The organism is Streptomyces luteolus, from assembly GCF_029968015.1.
Classification (GTDB): Bacteria; Actinomycetota; Actinomycetes; order Streptomycetales; family Streptomycetaceae; genus Streptomyces; species Streptomyces luteolus.
In genome coordinates, this window is sequence record NZ_JASCIS010000021.1 from 125,360 (window position 1) to 141,782 (window position 16,423).

A 16,423-nucleotide genomic window follows, 5' to 3' on the forward strand; every position below is an offset into this window, starting at 1 on the left:
GGGCTGCCCGGCCGGTCGGGGGGGCTCAGTCCTCCTCCAGCAGTCGTTTCAACTCGCCGAGCCGCTCCCGCCAGAACTCCTTGTACGCGGCGACCGCGTCGGCGTCGTCCAGCTTGTGATGTCCGAGGCTGACGCCGGTCTTCTCCGGGCCCTTGACCGTCAGGTACACGGAGATCCGGCTCGACCCGTCCTCCCAGTCGGCCGTGAGGGACTTGCCCGGCCGGTGCGTACGGATCGTGACGTCGGCGTCGGGCAGCCAGCGGCGGCGCACGGACTCGTCCACGAACGCCTCGGTGATCCGCTCGGCCCCGGCGGCGATCGTCTTGCTGCCACCTGCCTCCCAGGTCCCGGCGCACGTCTGCCCGACCTCGCGCATCCCGCGCTCCTGCTCGTACCCGACGGTGATCGACTGCGCGTGCCAGCCGTTCACGCCGTGCTCCTCGCGCAGGTGCCGGGCGATCTCTGTGTGGCTGCGCTGCGGTGGCCCGACGGCACCCCACCGGTCGAGCACGGCGAACCAGCCGAGCCAGTCCTTCCCGGTGGACTCGGCGAGGGCGGCGGCGGAGAGCTTCTCGGTGATCTTCTTTCCGGAGGTACGGCCCTCGGGGCCCGCTGTGGGTTCGGTGTCGCTCATGGTCTCGACGCTACGCGCGGCGGGGCGCGGATGCGCGGGACCTTCTGCCCTGTTTCCGGTGATCCGGTGCCCGGCACGCTGGAACGCATGAGCCACACGAAGCCGGACATCTCCGGGCGGGACGACCTCGACCTACTCCTCCGCCGCTTCTACACCGCCGCCTTCGCGGACCCGCTGATCGGGCCGTTCTTCACGCAGATCGCGGGCACGGACCTGGAGGTCCACCTGCCGCGCATCACCGACTTCTGGGAGCGGGCGCTCTTCCGCACGGCCGACTACCACCGCAACGCCTTCGCCCCGCACGCCGCCCTGCACGCCGTGGAGCCCCTGACCGCCGCCCACTTCGGCCGCTGGGTCCAGCTCTGGCACGCCACCGTGGACGGCCTGCACCTGGGGCCGAACGCGGAGCGGGCCAAGGCCCAGGGGGAGCGGATCGCGATGGCCCTGCTGCGGCGGCTGAGCGGCCGCGACGCGGACACGTCCGGCACCGGTCCTGGGTTCGTACCGCTGGCGGCGGTGGAACTGCGGGCGGCCGCCTAGGGGACGTCCAACCCGGCATCAGGTGTGCCGATCATTCTTGACCGTGCGTTCCAGTCAGGGCTAGAGTCGTCCACATGGCACGCACCAAGGAGTTCGACCCCGACGCCGCGCTCCAGGCAGCTCTTGAGCTGTTCTGGCGACGTGGGTACGAGGCGACCTCGATGGCCGATCTCGTCGGCCACCTCGGTATCGGCCGTGCCAGCCTCTACGCGACCTTCGGCAACAAGCGCGAGCTGTACCTGAAGGCCATGGACCGGTACGCGCAGACGCGTGACCCGGCCCTGCTCGCCGAGTTGTCGCAGCCGGGTCCGGTGCTGCCGGCCGTGCGCGCCCTGGTGCGCCGGTTCGCCGACGAGGCCTCGGACGAGCAACTCCGTCTGTCCGGCTGCCTCGTCACCAATACGGCCGCCGAAATGGCCCCGCACGACACGGCCGCCGCCCGCCGGGTGGAGGTCAGCTGGGATCACATCGAGACTCCGCTGTACGCCGCGCTCGTCCGGGCCCAGGCGCAGGGTGAGCTGCCCGAAGGCCGTGACCCGCGGGCCCTCTCGCGGATGCTGCTCGTGCTGATGCAGGGTCTGCGCGTGGTGGGCAAGGCGTCGAGCGACCCGGCCAGGGTGCGGGACGCGGCGGAGCAGGCACTGCGGCTGCTCGACGGATAGAACGGATAGAGCGGGTGGGGAGGCGGGCGAGGTGGGCTCTTTTTTTGCGTTAATACTGGACCGATCGTTCAATAAAAATCACTCTTGGGGGAGACATGGCTGGGCATCACACGACCGTCCTCGTCGAGGACCCGCCCGAAGCCGTCCCGCGCACCGCGCCCGCCTTCGCGCTGCTCGGCGCGGTACAGGTCTGCCTGATCTTCACGCTCGCCGTCATCGCCGTACCGCTGCCCCGGATCGGCCGCGAATTCGCCCTGGGGCGGGCCGACTTGATCCTGCTCAGCGCGGCCTACGGGCTCACGTTCGCAGGGCTGCTGCTCTTCGGCGGGCGCGTCGCCGACCGCTGGGGCGGGCGCCGGGCGCTCACCGCCGGGCTGCTGCTCTTCGGCGCCGCCTCCGCCCTCGCTCCGGCGGCACCGGACCACACGGTGCTCCTCGCCGCCCGCTTCGCGCAGGGCGCGGGCGCGGCGCTCGTCGCGCCGGCCGCCCTCGCGGTGCTGCGCACGGTGTTCCCGGAGCCCGCCGCGTACGGCCGGGCCATGGCGGCCTGGGGCGGGCTTTCCGTGCTCGGAGCCACCGCGGGCAATCTGCTCTCCGGAGTCGTCTCGGCCCTCTGGTCCTGGCGGCTCGCCCTCGCGCTGCCGCTCGCCGTCGCGGCCCTGGCCCTCGCTCTCGCGCCCCGTCTCCTGCCGCCCACCGCCCCGGGCGCCGGACGCGCCCTGGACCTGCCGGGGGCGCTGCTCGCCACCGGCGGACTGCTCGGCGCCGGTCACGGGCTCGTCATGACCGACGCGTACGCCTGGACCGCGCCGCAGGTGCTGGTGCCGCTCGGCGCCGGGGTGGCCCTGCTCGCCGGATTCGTGGCGGTCGAACGCCGGGCCCCCGACCCGCTCCTTCCGCCCGGGTTCCTGCACGTGCAGCGGCGCGCCGCCGGGCTCGCCGCGGTCGCGCTGACCGCCGCAGGTACGGCCACCGTGTTCGTCGTCCTCTCGCTCCACCTGCAGCAGGTCCGCGACTGGTCGCCGCTGCCCACCTCGGCCGCCTTCGTGCCGTTCGCGGTGGCGCTGATCGCCGCAGGACGGATCGCGGGCCCACTGATCGGGCGGTACGGCGCGGCCCGCGTGACCGGCGCGGGGCTGGGCACCGGAGCCGTCGGCCTCGCGCTCCTCGCCGCCACCGGCCTCGACCCCGGCATCCCGTACGGCTACGGCCTTCTGCCCGGTCTGGTGCTGCTGCCCGCGGGTGCGGCGCTGTCCTTCGCGGGCGCCGCCGTGCTCGCCATGGAGTCCGTCGCCCCCGCTGACGTGGGCCTCGCAGGGGGCGTCATGAACACCGCGATGGAGTTCGGGCCGACCGTCCTGTTCGCCGCCCTGCTCACCGTGGGCGGAGACCCCTCGACCCTCTTCGTCACGGCGGTGCTGTTCGCCGCGCTCGCCGTCCACCATCTGTCCGCCCGGATCACCCGAACCATCTGACGCATCAACGCAATCAAGGGAGTCACCTCATGACCAACTTCACGTCACGTACCCGCTTCACCGGCAAGTCCGTCCTCGTCACCGGCGGCGGCAGCGGTCTCGGCCGCGCCATCGCGCTCGCCTTCGCCGCCGAGGGCGCGCACGTCGCCGTGGCCGGGCGGGGGGAGGGTCCGCTCAAGGAGACCGTCCAGCTGATCGAGGAGCAGGGCGGCACCGCGTTCGCCGTGACCGCCGACGTCAGCAGCGCAGGGGAGGTCCAGGCCGCCGTGCGCGCGGTGGTCGACCGCTTCGGCTCGCTCGACGTGGCCGTCAACAACGCCGGTGTGCTGCGCGCCGGTACGCCCCTCGCCGAGCTCTCCGAGGAGGACTGGCGCACCCAGCTCGACATCAACGTCACCGGCGTGTTCCTGGCCCTGCGCGCCGAGATCGCCGAGATGCGAGGCCAGTCGACCGGCGGCGCCATCGTCAACATCGCCTCCAACCTCGGCCCGCACCTGCGCATCCCCGGCGCCGCCGCCTACGCCGCGACCAAGGCCGCCGTCTGGGCCCTCACCCGAGGCGCGGCGCTCGACCACATCGGGGACGGCGTCCGCGTCAACTCGGTCAGCCCCGGCGCCTCGGACACCTCCATGTCGCTGCTGCCCGGCGAGAACGAGGCGGGGCGTGCCGAGCGGATGCGGGAGACGAACCCGCTCGGCCGGGTCGCGAGCCGCGACGAGGTCGCCGCCGCGGTGCTCTACCTGGCGTCCCCGGAGGCCGGTTCCCTTGTCGGCACCGACCTCGTCGTGGACGGCGGCGCCGCCGCCTGAGCCGGACCGGGGTCGTACGCTGGAACGTCCCGACCTCTCCGGAAGGACACATCCCATGCCGGGCTGGAACGCGAGCGACATCCCCGACCAGAGTGGCCGCACGGCCGTCGTGACCGGGGCCAACAGTGGCATCGGCTATGTCACGGCACGCGAACTGGCCCGGCGCGGCGCCCGCGTGGTCCTCGCCTGCCGCAGTGAGTCCCGGGGCACGGAGGCCGTGTCCCGGCTCACCGCCGAAGTGCCGGGCGCCGAGGTCGAGTTCGCGCCGCTCGACCTCGGCGACCTGAAGTCCGTACGGGAGTTCGCGGGCTCGCACGCGCCCGCGCGGATCGATCTGCTGATCAACAACGCGGGCGTCATGGCCCTGCCGTACGCGCGGACCGCCGACGGCTTCGAGACCCAGTTCGGGGTGAACCACCTCGGCCACTTCGCCCTCACCGGGCTGCTGCTGCCCCGCATCGAGAACGTCGACGGCGCCCGCGTCGTGACCGTCTCCAGCGGACTGCACGTCCTCGCCAACATCGACATCGGCGACCTCAACAGTGAGCGCCGCTATCGCCGTTGGGTCGCGTACGGCCGCTCCAAGACCGCCAACCTGCTGTTCACGCACGAGTTGGCGAGGCGCCTGGCCGCCGCGGGTTCGGGTGTCGTCGCCGCTGCCGCCCACCCCGGTTACGCCAGTACCAACCTGCAGACCGCCGGGCCCCGGATGGAGGGCCGCCGGGGCATCGAGCGGGCCGCCGGGCTTGCCAACCGGATCGTCGCCCAGTCGGCACAGGCCGGTGCCCTGCCCACGCTGTACGCGGCCACGGCGCCAGGCGTCCGGCCCGACTCCTTCACGGGCCCCCGCCTCCAGGGCTGGCGCGGCGCCCCCGCGAAGTCGTGGCGGGCACCGTGGACTCGCAACGACATTGCGGGGGAGCGGCTCTGGGTGGCGTCCGAGCAGCTCACGGGCGTGGCGTACGGACTCGGCTGACGCGGGCGGCGCTGCTCAGGCGGCGACGCGCACCGCGTACGCCCGCACCGAGACCTCCTCGTCGTCCAGGCACCGCCCCGTCGTCAGGTCGAAGCGCTGCTTGAGAAGCGGGGACGCGACGAACGCCGAGCCGTCGGAGGACCCCATCAGGCCTCGGGAGAGGACCGCCGCGCCCGTGAACGGGTCGTGGTTGTCGATCGCGTACCAGCGGCCCGTGCGGTCCTGGAAGACCGCTGCCTGGCCGCCGTCGGGGAGCAGGACCGCCACGCCGCGGCCGGGGGTGATCCGGGTCGGGTCGTCGCAGACGGGCAGCCAGTCGCCGTCCACGTACAGCTGGACGTATGCAGTGGTCGTCTCAACAGCGAGGATCGTCATCGGGTCGCGGTTCCTTCCAGGGGGCGGGTGGTCAGGTTCAGGAGGGGCAGTTCGGGCTTGATCTGGTTGCGTTCCGGTACGAACCGGACGGTCGGGTCCGGGACTTCGGGGGCGTTCACGAACGAGACGAAGCGGGCCAGGCGCTCCGGGTCGTCGAGGGTGGACGCCCACTCGTCGCGGTAGCCGGAGACGTGGGCCGTCATCAGCGCCTCCAGGTCGGCGCAGATGCCGAGGGAGTCCTCGACCACCACGTCCCGTACGTGGTCCAGGCCGCCCTCGATCCGCTCCAGCCAGGTCGACGTGCGCTCCAGGCGGTCGGCCGTGCGGATGTAGAACATCAGGAAGCGGTCGATCAGACGGATCAGCCCGTCGTCGTCGAGGTCCTGGGCGAGCAGGTCCGCGTGGCGCGGGGTCGCGCCGCCGTTGCCGCCGACGTACAGGTTCCAGCCGTTGGACGTGGCGATCACGCCGAAGTCCTTGGACTGGGCCTCCGCGCACTCGCGGGCGCAGCCGGAGACCGCCGACTTCAGCTTGTGCGGGGAGCGCAGGCCCCGGTAGCGCAGCTCCAGGTCGATCGCCATGCGGACGCTGTCCTGCACGCCGTAGCGGCACCAGGTCGAGCCGACGCAGGACTTCACGGTACGGAGAGATTTCCCGTACGCGTGGCCGGACTCGAAGCCCGCGTCCACCAACTTGGCCCAGATGAGCGGGAGTTGCTCGACCCGCGCGCCGAACATGTCGATGCGCTGGCCGCCCGTGATCTTCGTGTAGAGGCCGAAGTCGCGGGCGACCTCGCCGATCACGATCAGCTTCTCCGGGGTGATCTCGCCGCCGGGGATGCGCGGCACGATCGAGTACGAGCCGTTCTTCTGCAGGTTGGCGAGGAAGTGGTCGTTGGTGTCCTGGAGCGCGGCCTGCTCGCCGTCCAGGACGTAGCCGTCCGCGCCGAGCGTGGGCGCGAGGGACGCGATGATCGAGCCGATCGTCGGCTTGCAGATCTCGCAGCCGTCGCCGCCGCGCGCCTCCGCGCGGCCGTGCGCGTCCAGGAGTTCCCGGTACGAGGTGAGGCGCAGGGCGAGCACGATCTCGTACAGTTCCTGGCGGGTCTGGGCGAAGCAGCCGCACAGGCCCTTGTCGACCTCGACGCCGCCCGCCTCCAGCTCGGCGGTGACCAGCTGGCCGAGGACCTTCACACAACTGCCGCAGCCCGTACCGGCCTTGGTGCACTTCTTGACCTCCGGCACGCTCGTGCAGGAGTGCTCGGTGACCGCGCCCCGGATGGCGCCCTTGGTGACGTTGTGGCAGGAGCAGATGACGGCCTCGTCGGGGAGCGCCGTCGGGCCGAGGGCCACGGGTGCGCCCGCGCCGGCGGGCAGGACCAGCTGCTCGGGGGAGATCGGCGGCACGGAGCCGGTCAGCGGACGCAGCATGCCGTACGACTCGGCGTCGCCGACGAGGACGCCGCCGAGCAGCTCGCCGCCCGCGCCGACTACCAGCTTCTTGTACGTGCCGGAGCGGGAGTCCGCGTACACGACGTCCAGGGAGCCCTCGGCGGTGCCGTGCGCGTCGCCGAAGGACGCCACGTCCACGCCGAGCAGCTTCAGCTTGGTCGACATGTCGGCCCCGGTGAAGCCGTTCCCGTTCTCCTGGTCGGCGATCGCGGCCGCCGCGACCTGCGCCATCTCGTAACCGGGCGCGACCAGGCCGTACACCCGGCCGTCCGCCGCGAGCGCGCACTCGCCGATCGCGAAGACCTTCGGGTCGGCGGTGCGGCACCGCTCGTCCACGGTGATGCCGCCGCGCTCGCCGACCGCCAGGCCGCAGTCCCGGGCCAGCTGGTCGCGGGGGCGGACGCCCGCGCTGAACACGACCATGTCCGTGGCCAGTTCGGAGCCGTCCGAAAGGCGCATGGCGGTGACGGAGCCGTCCTCACCGGTGACGATCTCCTGCGTGCCGGTGCCGGTGTGCACGGTCAGGCCCATGCCGGTGATCGTGCGGTGCAGCGCGGCGCCGCCGCCCTCGTCGACCTGCACCGGCATGAGGCGCGGCGCGAACTCGACGATGTGGGTGCTCAGGCCGAGGCCCTTCAGGGCGCCCGCCGCCTCCAGGCCGAGCAGACCGCCACCCACGACGGCGCCGGTCGTGGCGTTCTTCGCGTACTCCTCGATCGCGAGCAGGTCCTCGATCGTGCGGTAGACGAAGCAGCCCGCGGCGTCCTTGCCCGGCACGGGCGGCACGAACGGGTACGAGCCGGTGGCGAGCACCAGCGTGTCGTACGCGACCGTCAGACCCGAGCGGGCCGTGACGACGCCGCGCTCCCGGTCGATGGTCTCGGCCGGGTCGCCCAGGTGCAGTTCGATGCCGTACTTGTCGAGGAACTCGGCGTCCGACAGGGAGAGTTCCTCGGGCGTGCGGCCCGCGAAGTACGAGGTGAGCTGCACCCGGTCATAGGCGGGGCGGGGCTCCTCGCACAGGACGACCACCCGGTCGCGTCCGGCGACGCCGTGCTCGGCCAGGGCCTCCAGGAACCGCTGGCCGACCATGCCGTGGCCGACGAGCACGATCGTGCGGGGGGTTGCTGTGGACATCAGGAGCCTCCGTCAGGGGTGAGCAGATGGAGCAGGGGCGCCTCGGGAAGCGGCTCTGCGGCCTCCCAGGCACGGGCGAGCGCGCCGACGGTGCCGAGCTCGCCGAGGAGTACGCCGCCGACCAGGCGGTCGTCGCGGACGACGACCTGGCGGTAGGTGCCGCGGGTGGCGTCGGCGAGGCGGACCACGTCGTCGCCGGGCAGCGGGTCGGACTCGCCGAAGGTGGCGAGGTCCAGGGGCCCGGTCCCGTTCAGGGTGAGGCGGGTCAGGGCGCGGGTGCCGGTGTAGCGGGGCCCGTCAGTCCTGGCGAGCGACTCGGCCAGGGCGTCGGCCTGTTCGACCGCCGGGGCGGCCAGACCGTAGACCGTGCCGTCGTGCTCGGCGCAGTCGCCGATGGCGTGGATGTGCGGGTCGCTGGTCCGCAGCTCGTCGTCGACGACGATGCCGCGCCGCACGTCCAGACCGGCCGCCTGGGCGAGCCCGACGCGGGGCCGCACCCCGCAGGCGAGGACGACGAGGTCGGCGCCGAGCGCGTAGCCGTCGGCCAGCGTGACGCCGGTGACCGCTCCGTCCTGGGTGATCAGGCCGCGCACCCGGCACTCGGTGTGCACCTCCACGCCCAGGCCGCTCAGGTGCCGCTGCACCAAGTCGCCCGCTGTGGCGTCGAGTTGGCGTTCCATGAGCCGTTCGCCCTGCTGGGCCACGACGACCTGTGCGCCGCGCTCGGCGAGCGCACGCGCCGCGGACACCCCGAGCAGCCCGCCGCCGATGACGACGGCCCGGCTGCCCTCCCGTACGGCCTGGGAGAGGGCGAGGCAGTCGTCCATGGTGCGGAACGCGTGCACGCCGTCAGGCAGTCCGGCACCGGGTGCCAGCCCGCGCAGCGGCGGGAGCACCGGGTTCGAGCCGGTCGCGAGGACCAGCTTGTCGTAGGCGACCCGGCCGCCGTCCGCGCAGTGCACGAACCGCCCTTCCCGGTCGATCCGCTCGACCCGGCCCCGGCGCACCGGCGCGGGCGAGGGCAGCGCGATCACCTCCGGCCCGTACCGCCCGGCAAGGACTTCGGCGAGCAGCACACGGTTGTACGGGGCGTGCCGCTCGTCGCCGAGCAGGGTGACGGCCAGGCCGGAGGCAGGTGCTGCCCCGCCCGCGGCCGAGGCCAGGGCGAGCTGCTGCGCGAGCCGTACGCCCGCCGTGCCCGCGCCGATCACCACGATCTGTGAACCCATGCAAGGAGCGTGCGGCGCCGGTGTTACCCGTCCGCATCCCTTCTGTTTCCCGCACGGAACGCTGCCCTCAGCGGGGTGGGGCAGGGCGTGTGAGGTCCTTGCGGGCTTGGCTTAATCGTCCGTGAGGGGGTTCTCAAGGGAACCTTAAGGATGCCGGGCGGGGGCCTGACCTGGTGTTTTTGCGCGTCGGCAGGCTCTAGGTTCACTGCCGTGAGAGTGACGACAGCTACTGCTACCACTACCGCTACTGCTGTGGGCAGCTGTTCCGCAGGGCGATGGGGGTCCCCCCTGCTCGAGCGAAGCCGAGAGCTTGGGGGAGGGTGGGCACAGCCCCACGGCGCCGGGTGCGCATGTGGACGACCTACGACGCGTCCAGCGCCGGATCGCGATCCGGTCCAGCCCATGAGGGTCGACCCCCGGGTGCTGAGGACCGCCCTGACCACCGGCGGAGCCATGGTCACCGGGCTCTGGGCGGTACAGGCCCACCACTCCGCGCGACTCGACGCCCTCTTCGCAACCGCCGCCCACCTCACCGGCCTCCTCGCCGCCTACGGAGTGCTGGTCATGCTCTTCCTGATGGCCCGCGTCCCCGCGGTCGAGCACGGCGTGGGCGCCGACCGGCTCGCCCGGCGGCACGCGCTCGGCGGACGCTGGGTGCTCAGCCTGTGCGCCGCGCACACCCTGTTCGCCCTCTGCGGGTACGCGGCCCACACCGGCGACGATCTGCTGAGCGCCGGCGTCCGCCTGCTCGGCTACCCCGGCCTCGCGGCCGCCGCCCTCGGTACGGCCCTGTTCGGCGCCGTCGGCGTCACCTCGGCCCGTGCGGTGCGCCGCCGCGTCCCGCACGAGACCTGGCGGGCCGTCCATCTGCTCACGTACGTCGGCGCCGGGCTCGCCTTCGCCCACCAGCTCGCCGGGCCCGACATCGCGGGCAGCGCCCTCGCCGTCTGGTTCTGGTCGCTGCTGCACACCACCGTCGCCGTGCTGCTCGTCTGGTACCGGCTCGTCGTCCCCGTACGCCAGGCGCTGCGGCACAGCCTGCGGGTGCGGGAGGTGACGGTGGAGGGGCCCGACGTGGTCTCCGTCGTCATGCAGGGCATCGGCCTGGACGAACTGCGCGCCGAGCCCGGGCAGTTCCTGCGCTGGCGGTTCCTGCGGCGCGGGCTCTGGCACACCGCCCTGCCGTTCTCGCTCTCCGCGCCGGTCCGCGACGACCGGGTACGGATCACCGTCAAGGCCATCGGCACCCACACGCGCCGGGTGCGCCGCCTCCGGCCCGGCACCCGGGTCCTCGCCACCGGCCCGTTCGGCGCCCTGACCGCGCACCGCCGCAGCCGCCGCAAGGTGCTGCTGCTCGCCGGGGGCGTCGGCGTCACCCCGATGCGGGCCCTCTTCGAGACCCTGCCCTGCGCACCCGGCGACCTCACCCTCCTCTACCGCGCGTCCAGCGCCGAACAGCTGGTCCTGCGCGCCGAGCTGGAGGCCATCGCCGCCTCCCGCGAGGCCCACCTGCACTTCCTGCTCGGCCCCTCCGACGCCTCCTTCGACCCCCTCGCCCCGCAGGCCCTGCGCAATCTCGTGCCCGATCTCGCCGAGCACGACGTGTACTTGTGCGGCCCGCCCGGCATGGCGCACGCGGCGACCGTGGCCCTCGTACGGGCGGGGGTGCCCGAGGACCGTATACACGCCGAGAACTTCACGTACTGAGAACCCTGACCCGAAGACAGCCCGGAGAGTCGCCCGCCCATGGCCCGCCACCGCAAGCCCGTCCCCGTGCGGGGAGTCACCCGTCAGGCCCGCCGCAGACTCGCCCTGGGGCTCGCCTCCGCCAGCGCGTTCGCCGCGACGCTCCTCGCGGTCACCGTCGACCCGGCCGCCCCGCCCGCCCCCGACCGCCTCCCGGCCGGGCGTGCGGAACCCCAGGCGGCACCCTGAACCAGGTGGTGTCCGGCAGCTCAGGGCCTCCGGATACTGTCGTGATCATGCCCGACATATCCCTGACCACGGTCGTGGTCCTCTGCCTCGCCGCGGCCGCTGCGGGCTGGATCGACGCCGTGGTGGGCGGCGGCGGACTGCTGCTGCTCCCCGCGCTCCTCATCGGCGTCCCGCAGGTGCACCCCAGCTATGTGTACGGGACCAACAAGGCCGTCGCGATCGTCGGCACCTCCGCCGCGGCCGTCACGTACGCCCGGAAAGCCCCGGTCGAGGTCGGCACCGCCGTGAAGATCGGGCTCGCGGCGCTCGCCGGGTCGATGGGCGGGGCGTTCTTCGCGGCCGGGATCAGCTCCGACGTCCTGCGGCCCATGATCATGGTGGTGCTGCTCGGTGTGCTCGCGTTCGTGATGCTCCGCCCGGCCTTCGGCACCGGCGCCGTCGCGGGCCCGCCGACCAAGCAGCGGGTGTTCGCCGCGATCGCCGTCGCGGGCCTCGGCATCGGCTTCTACGACGGCCTCTTCGGGCCCGGCACCGGCACGTTCCTGGTGATCGCGCTGACCGCCGTCCTGCACATGGACCTCGTGCACGCCTCCGCCATCGCGAAGATCGTCAACGTCTGCACCAACCTGGGCGCTCTCGCGATGTTCAGCTACAAGGGCACCGTGATGTGGCAACTGGCCGCCGCGATGGCTGTGTTCAACCTCGTCGGGGGCACGGTGGGCGCGCGCATGGCACTGAAGAAGGGCAGCGGATTCGTCCGCGGCGTCCTCGTGGTCGTCGTCGTCACGCTGGTGGGGAAGCTGGCGTACGACCAGTGGCTGGGGTGAGCCGGTCCCCTCACGGGCGGGTGCCCTTCACGTACGGGTGCCCTTCGTGCCCTTCCCGTACGGGTGCCCGTCAGGTACGGGTGCCCGTCAGGTGCGCGAAGAGGTCCCCTCACGTACGGGTGCCCGTCAGGTGCGCGAAGACGACGACGTTGCCGAGGTAGCCGGTGTTCTTCGAGTAGCCGCCACCGCAGGTGATCACCCGCAGCTCGGGGCGCGCGGCGGCGCCGTACACCTTGTCGTCCGGGAAGTCCCGGCTGTCGTAGACCTCCACCGCGTCGACCGTGAACACCGCGGTCCTGCCGTCGTCCCGGTCCACCTCGACGGTCTGGCCCTTGCGCAGCGCCCCGAGCGCGTAGAACACGGCCGGGCCCTCGGCGTTGTCGACATGCCCGGCGACGACGGCGGTGCCGCGCTCGCCGGGCGTGGTGCCCGCCTCGTACCAGCCGGCCAGATTGCGCCGCCCCGCGGGCGGTACGTCGAGGCTGCCCTCGCGCGTCAGGCTCAGGCCCATCAGCGGGGCGTCGACGCGCAGGGAGGGGATGCGTAGGCGGGTGGGCGGCGCGGCGGGCAGCGCGGGGGCCGCGCCGGTGGCGCGCGGCGCCGGACCCGCGGAGGTGTCCGCGGATTCGGCGGCGGACGGCTGCGGCGGTGCCTGCGCGCCGCCGTTCTGCAGCAGCCACACGCCGGAGCACAGGGCGAGGACGGAGACCGCGGCTATCGCGGTACGGAGCGGCTTGCGGGGCCCTTTTCTGCGGGTCCCGGTCTCACGGTTCGGCACGGTGGGCCCTCTCGGGGTGGTCGTACGTGCCCCGCGTCCCCCTCCGAGCCGCGTGCGGAGGCGGACTCGAAGGGGGCGGGGGCGGCGGTACCGGTGGACAGCGGAGGTTGTCCGGTCAGATCCCGTCGCCTCTCGCCCGGCGATGCAGGAGCCAGGTACCGCCCGCGGCGGCGACGGCCAGGGCCGCCACGCCCGCCGCGGTCTGCACGGGGTCGGGTCCGAGCGCGCCGCCGACCCCCGTCTTCACATGTCCCTTCGGGTTCACCGGCTCCGACGGCGCCGTCAGGCTCACCATGAGATCGCCCGCGACCTCCCTGCCGTCGGCGCATCGCGCGCGGATCGAGTACGTGCCGGGCGAGGCGGACGCCGGCACCTTGAAGCGGCCGACGACGACCTCGTCGTGCGTACCGACCGCGAGCTTGAACATGCCCGCCCCTACCGCGCTGGCGTCACCGCTGGCGCGGGAGCGGACGCCGCAGGCGAGGGTGTGCACCGTGACCTTGTCGCCGGGCGTGACGGTGGCGGGGTAGAGGTCGAGGCTGGTGTCGGGCGGATCGCCTTCGGCCACCGCCGCCGCCACCGGACCGGCCTCTGCGGTGATCGCGTGCGCCGGGCCTGTGCCTGCGGTGATCGCGTGCGCCGGACCCGCCTCTGCGGTGATCGCGCAGGCGGGCCCCGCGGCGAGGCACACGGAGGCGGCGACGGCGAGCGCTGCGGTCAGCGGTCGGCGGGTGGCGGTGCGCATGCTCAGTCCTCCGAGAGAGCGCGGCCCGCTGCACCCCCATGTGCCGCTGAGTCGGTCGCGCCCTTGGTACGAGGCTCGTCGCACTCGGCCCGGCACGCCTGCCGGTGACCGCCCTCCGGCCGCGCACCGAGGCCCCCCACGACGCTTCGGCGGTGGCGTTCCAGCAGGTCATGGGGGTGCGGCGGGGGAGTACCCGGGAGTACCCGAAGTCCTGGGCGCAGGGCTGTGAACGGGTGACCGTGGCATGCCGCCGGTTCGGCCTCAGTCCTCCAGAAGCCCCAGTCCTCCAGAAGCCCCAGTCCTCCAGAAGCTCCAGTCCTCCAGAAGCCTCAGTCCTCCAGGAGGCGGCGTGGGCCCGGGCCGTGGTCCGCGAGCTCGTCGCCCGGGTTGGACAGGCGGCACCGGTCCAGGGACAGGCACCCGCAGCCGATGCAGTCCGTGAGGTGGTCGCGCAGCCGCTGCAGCGTACGGATGCGTTCGTCGAGGTCGGAGCGCCAGCACTCGGAGATCCGCGCCCAGTCCTCCCGCGTCGGCGTACGGTCCTCCGGCAGCAGCCCGAGGACCTCGCGGATCGTGGCGAGCGGGATGCCGAGCCGCTGCGAGGTCCGGATGAACGCGACCCGGCGCAGGGTGTCGCGGCTGTACCGGCGCTGATTGCCCGAGGTACGGCGGCTGTGGATCAGGCCCTCGCGCTCGTAGAACCGGAGCGCGGAGGGTGCGACCCCGCTGCGCTCGGCCAGCTCTCCGACGGTGGCTTCCTTGGCGTTCCAGGCGAGTTGAGGCATGCGTCAAGGATGCGCTCTTGAGGGGCTTGACCTCAACTATGGTTTAACTATCAGGCTTGTCGGCATGACTTCAGCAACGACTGCCACGACTGCCACGACCGCTTCCGCCGCTTCCGCCACTTCCGCCACTTCCGCTGCGTCCGCTGCGTCCGCCACGACCGCTCCCCTGCGCGTGGCCGTGATCATCGGCTCCGACCGCCACGGCCGCTTCGGCCCCGTGATCGCCGACTGGCTGCTCTCCCGCGTACGCACCCGCGAGGACCTGACGGTCGACGTGGTCGACGTCGCCGAGGCCGAGCTGCCCACCGTCTTCTCGCCGCACCCCGAGCCCGCCGTACGGGACCGGCTCGTACGGGTCGCGGCGCAGCTCGACGCCGCCGACGCCTTCATCGTCGTCACGCCCGAGTACAACCACTCCTTCCCGGCGGCCCTGAAGAACCTGATCGACCGGCACCGCGCCGAGTGGCAGGCCAAGCCGGTGGCCTTCGTCTCGTACGGCGGGATCTCCGGCGGTCTGCGGGCGGTGGAGCAACTGCGCCAGGTCTTCGCCGAGTTGCATGCCGTCACGGTCCGGGACACCGTCTCCTTCCACGGCGCCCAGGCCCACTTCGACGACGAGGGCAACCACCTGGACCCCGCGGGCCCCGACGCCGCCGCCAAGGTCCTGCTCGACCAGCTGACCTGGTGGGCCCTCGCCCTGCGGGACGCGAAGGCGGTACGCCCGTACGGGAGGTGAGGGTGGGTTGAGGGTCATCCGGGCCCCGGCTCGGCGGGCAGGTGCACGGTCGCCCGGGCGCCGCCGTCCGCCGCGTTGCTCAGCTCGACCCGGGCGCCGATCACCTCGGCCTGGCCGAGGGCGATGGTCAGGCCGAGGCCGGTGCCCTGGCCGCGCTCCAGCGCGCCGGTCAGGAAGCGCCGCGGGCCGTCCACGAGCAGCCGGTCGGGAAAGCCCGGGCCGTGGTCGCGTACGGTCACGGCCGTCCCGTCGACCAGGACCTCGACCGGCCCGGCGCCGTGCCGGCGGGCGTTGGCGAGCAGGTTGTCCAGGATCCGCTCCAGGCGGCGCGGATCGGTGCGGACGACGGTCCCGGCGGCGCCCCGTACGGGGTGCGGGTGGCCCGTGCGCTGCAGGATCCCCTCGACGAGGGTGCCGAGCGGATGCGCGTCCAGGTCCGGCCGCTCGACCCGCGCGTCCAGGCGGGCCACCTCAAGCAGGTCCTCGGTGAGCGTGCGCATCGCGGCGACCCGGTCCCGTACCAGCTCCGTCGGCCGTCCCGGAGGCAGCAGCTCCGCCGCCGTGTGCAGACCGGTGAGCGGGGTGCGCAGTTCGTGCGCCACATCCGCCGTGAACCGCTGCTCGGCCTCCAGGCGGCGCTGCAGGCTGGCGGCCATCGTGTCGACGGCGCCGGCCAGTTCGGCCACCTCGTCGCGCGAGCTCGGCGGTCTCGGGTGCCCGATCCTGGCGTCCAGGTCACCCGCGCTGATCCGGCGCGCCGTCGCCGCCGCCGTCCGCAGATCCCGGCTCACCCGGCCGGCCAGGGCCGCGCCCGTGAGCGCGGCGAGCGCTACGACGACAGTGCCCCAGGCCAGCAACTGCCGGTCAAGATCCTCCAGTTCGTCCCGCTCCGCGGCCAGCGAGCGGCGTACGGACAGCACCTGGTCGCCGATCGGCCGGGCGGCCCACACCGACGGCCGCCTGCCCGACAGGTCGAGGTACGTCGTCCGCTGCCCCGCGAGCGCCGCGCCGCGCAGGTCGTCCGGCACGTCGGGGCCGTCGAGGGCCGCGTCGGTGCCGTCCTGGTCGACCTGACCCGTCACCTCGTACAACTGCCGCACCCGCACCAGGTCCGCGACCGCCGACGCACGGGCCGCGCTCGCCACCTGCTCGTAGCGCGCGTGGTGGATGAGCAGCCCGATCGCCAGCGCGACCAGCGCGCAGCCGGCGGCGAGCAGCGCGGAGATCTGCCTGCGCAGACCGGGCGCGGTGAGGCCGGACCGCACGGCTCGCACGGCTCGCACGGCTCGCACGGCTCGGACGGCTCGGACGGCTCGGACGGCTTGGCGG

General features: G+C 73.3%; 17 protein-coding genes. 9 read left to right on the plus strand and 8 right to left on the minus strand.

The window, feature by feature from the left end; genetic code table 11:
* Nucleotides 1–25: 25 nt before the first annotated feature.
* Complete coding sequence (locus QIT00_RS21580; RefSeq protein ID WP_282536978.1) at nucleotides 26–634, minus strand: hypothetical protein; 609 nt, start codon at nucleotides 632–634, stop codon at nucleotides 26–28.
* 87 nt (nucleotides 635–721) lie between these two features.
* Here QIT00_RS21580 and QIT00_RS21585 point away from each other — a divergent pair, with 87 nt between their 5' ends.
* From QIT00_RS21585 to QIT00_RS21605, 5 genes are all read left to right on the plus strand, one after another.
* The gene (locus tag QIT00_RS21585) at nucleotides 722–1,174 is read left to right on the plus strand and encodes a group III truncated hemoglobin (protein WP_282536979.1); all 453 of its coding nucleotides are present in this window, start codon (nucleotides 722–724) and stop codon (nucleotides 1,172–1,174) included.
* Nucleotides 1,175–1,248: 74 nt separating this feature from the next.
* The gene (locus tag QIT00_RS21590) at nucleotides 1,249–1,836 is read left to right on the plus strand and encodes a TetR/AcrR family transcriptional regulator (RefSeq protein WP_282536980.1); all 588 of its coding nucleotides are present in this window, start codon (nucleotides 1,249–1,251) and stop codon (nucleotides 1,834–1,836) included.
* 95 nt (nucleotides 1,837–1,931) lie between these two features.
* Nucleotides 1,932–3,311, plus strand: a complete 1,380-nt coding sequence (locus tag QIT00_RS21595) for an MFS transporter (protein ID WP_282536981.1) — start codon at nucleotides 1,932–1,934, stop codon at nucleotides 3,309–3,311.
* A gap of 29 nt (nucleotides 3,312–3,340) precedes the next feature.
* Entirely contained in the window at nucleotides 3,341–4,120 is a 780-nt protein-coding gene (locus tag QIT00_RS21600; RefSeq protein WP_282536982.1) for an SDR family NAD(P)-dependent oxidoreductase, read from the plus strand.
* A 55-nt stretch (nucleotides 4,121–4,175) separates the two neighbouring features.
* Nucleotides 4,176–5,096 carry an oxidoreductase gene (locus tag QIT00_RS21605; RefSeq protein ID WP_282536983.1) on the plus strand — a complete coding sequence of 307 codons (921 nt, stop codon included), beginning with the start codon at nucleotides 4,176–4,178 and terminating at the stop codon, nucleotides 5,094–5,096.
* A 15-nt stretch (nucleotides 5,097–5,111) separates the two neighbouring features.
* Here QIT00_RS21605 and nirD read toward each other — a convergent pair whose 3' ends face one another.
* The 3 genes from nirD to QIT00_RS21620 are packed head-to-tail and all read right to left on the minus strand — an operon-like array spanning nucleotide 5,112 to nucleotide 9,288.
* The gene (gene nirD, locus QIT00_RS21610; RefSeq protein ID WP_282536984.1) at nucleotides 5,112–5,471 is read right to left on the minus strand and encodes a nitrite reductase small subunit NirD; all 360 of its coding nucleotides are present in this window, start codon (nucleotides 5,469–5,471) and stop codon (nucleotides 5,112–5,114) included.
* A complete protein-coding gene (gene nirB, locus QIT00_RS21615; RefSeq protein ID WP_282536985.1) occupies nucleotides 5,468–8,059 on the minus strand; it encodes a nitrite reductase large subunit NirB in 2,592 nt (863 codons plus the stop codon). The genes nirD and nirB overlap by 4 nt, the downstream gene beginning before the upstream one ends.
* Nucleotides 8,059–9,288, minus strand: coding sequence for an NAD(P)/FAD-dependent oxidoreductase (locus QIT00_RS21620; protein ID WP_282536986.1), 1,230 nt, complete (start codon nucleotides 9,286–9,288; stop codon nucleotides 8,059–8,061). Before QIT00_RS21620 ends, nirB begins: the two co-directional genes overlap by 1 nt.
* 402 nt (nucleotides 9,289–9,690) lie before the next feature.
* On the opposite strand from QIT00_RS21620, the gene QIT00_RS21625 reads away from it, so the two are divergent.
* From QIT00_RS21625 to QIT00_RS21635, 3 genes are read left to right on the plus strand one after another with little or no spacing between them, the layout of a single operon-like run.
* The gene (locus QIT00_RS21625) at nucleotides 9,691–10,995 is read left to right on the plus strand and encodes a ferredoxin reductase family protein (RefSeq protein WP_282536987.1); all 1,305 of its coding nucleotides are present in this window, start codon (nucleotides 9,691–9,693) and stop codon (nucleotides 10,993–10,995) included.
* 39 nt (nucleotides 10,996–11,034) lie between these two features.
* On the plus strand, nucleotides 11,035–11,223 hold the full coding sequence (locus QIT00_RS21630; RefSeq protein ID WP_282536988.1) for a hypothetical protein: 189 nt from the start codon (nucleotides 11,035–11,037) through the stop codon (nucleotides 11,221–11,223).
* A 47-nt stretch (nucleotides 11,224–11,270) separates the two neighbouring features.
* Entirely contained in the window at nucleotides 11,271–12,050 is a 780-nt protein-coding gene (locus QIT00_RS21635) for a sulfite exporter TauE/SafE family protein (RefSeq protein WP_282536989.1), read from the plus strand.
* Nucleotides 12,051–12,159: 109 nt separating this feature from the next.
* Here QIT00_RS21635 and QIT00_RS21640 read toward each other — a convergent pair whose 3' ends face one another.
* The 3 genes from QIT00_RS21640 to soxR all read right to left on the minus strand — a co-directional run bounded on the left by QIT00_RS21640 (nucleotide 12,160) and on the right by soxR (nucleotide 14,358).
* Nucleotides 12,160–12,828, minus strand: coding sequence for a class F sortase (locus QIT00_RS21640; protein ID WP_282536990.1), 669 nt, complete (start codon nucleotides 12,826–12,828; stop codon nucleotides 12,160–12,162).
* Between the two features lie 115 nt (nucleotides 12,829–12,943).
* Nucleotides 12,944–13,573, minus strand: a complete 630-nt coding sequence (locus tag QIT00_RS21645; protein WP_282536991.1) for a hypothetical protein — start codon at nucleotides 13,571–13,573, stop codon at nucleotides 12,944–12,946.
* Nucleotides 13,574–13,902: 329 nt separating this feature from the next.
* Nucleotides 13,903–14,358, minus strand: a complete 456-nt coding sequence (gene soxR / locus QIT00_RS21650) for a redox-sensitive transcriptional activator SoxR (protein WP_282536992.1) — start codon at nucleotides 14,356–14,358, stop codon at nucleotides 13,903–13,905.
* Between the two features lie 64 nt (nucleotides 14,359–14,422).
* Between soxR and QIT00_RS21655 the strand changes: the two genes are divergently transcribed.
* Nucleotides 14,423–15,094, plus strand: a complete 672-nt coding sequence (locus tag QIT00_RS21655) for an NADPH-dependent FMN reductase (protein WP_282536993.1) — start codon at nucleotides 14,423–14,425, stop codon at nucleotides 15,092–15,094.
* Between the two features lie 14 nt (nucleotides 15,095–15,108).
* On the opposite strand, the gene QIT00_RS21660 is transcribed toward QIT00_RS21655, so the two are convergent.
* Nucleotides 15,109–16,377, minus strand: a complete 1,269-nt coding sequence (locus tag QIT00_RS21660) for a sensor histidine kinase (RefSeq protein ID WP_282536994.1) — start codon at nucleotides 16,375–16,377, stop codon at nucleotides 15,109–15,111.
* Nucleotides 16,378–16,423: the final 46 nt, after the last annotated feature.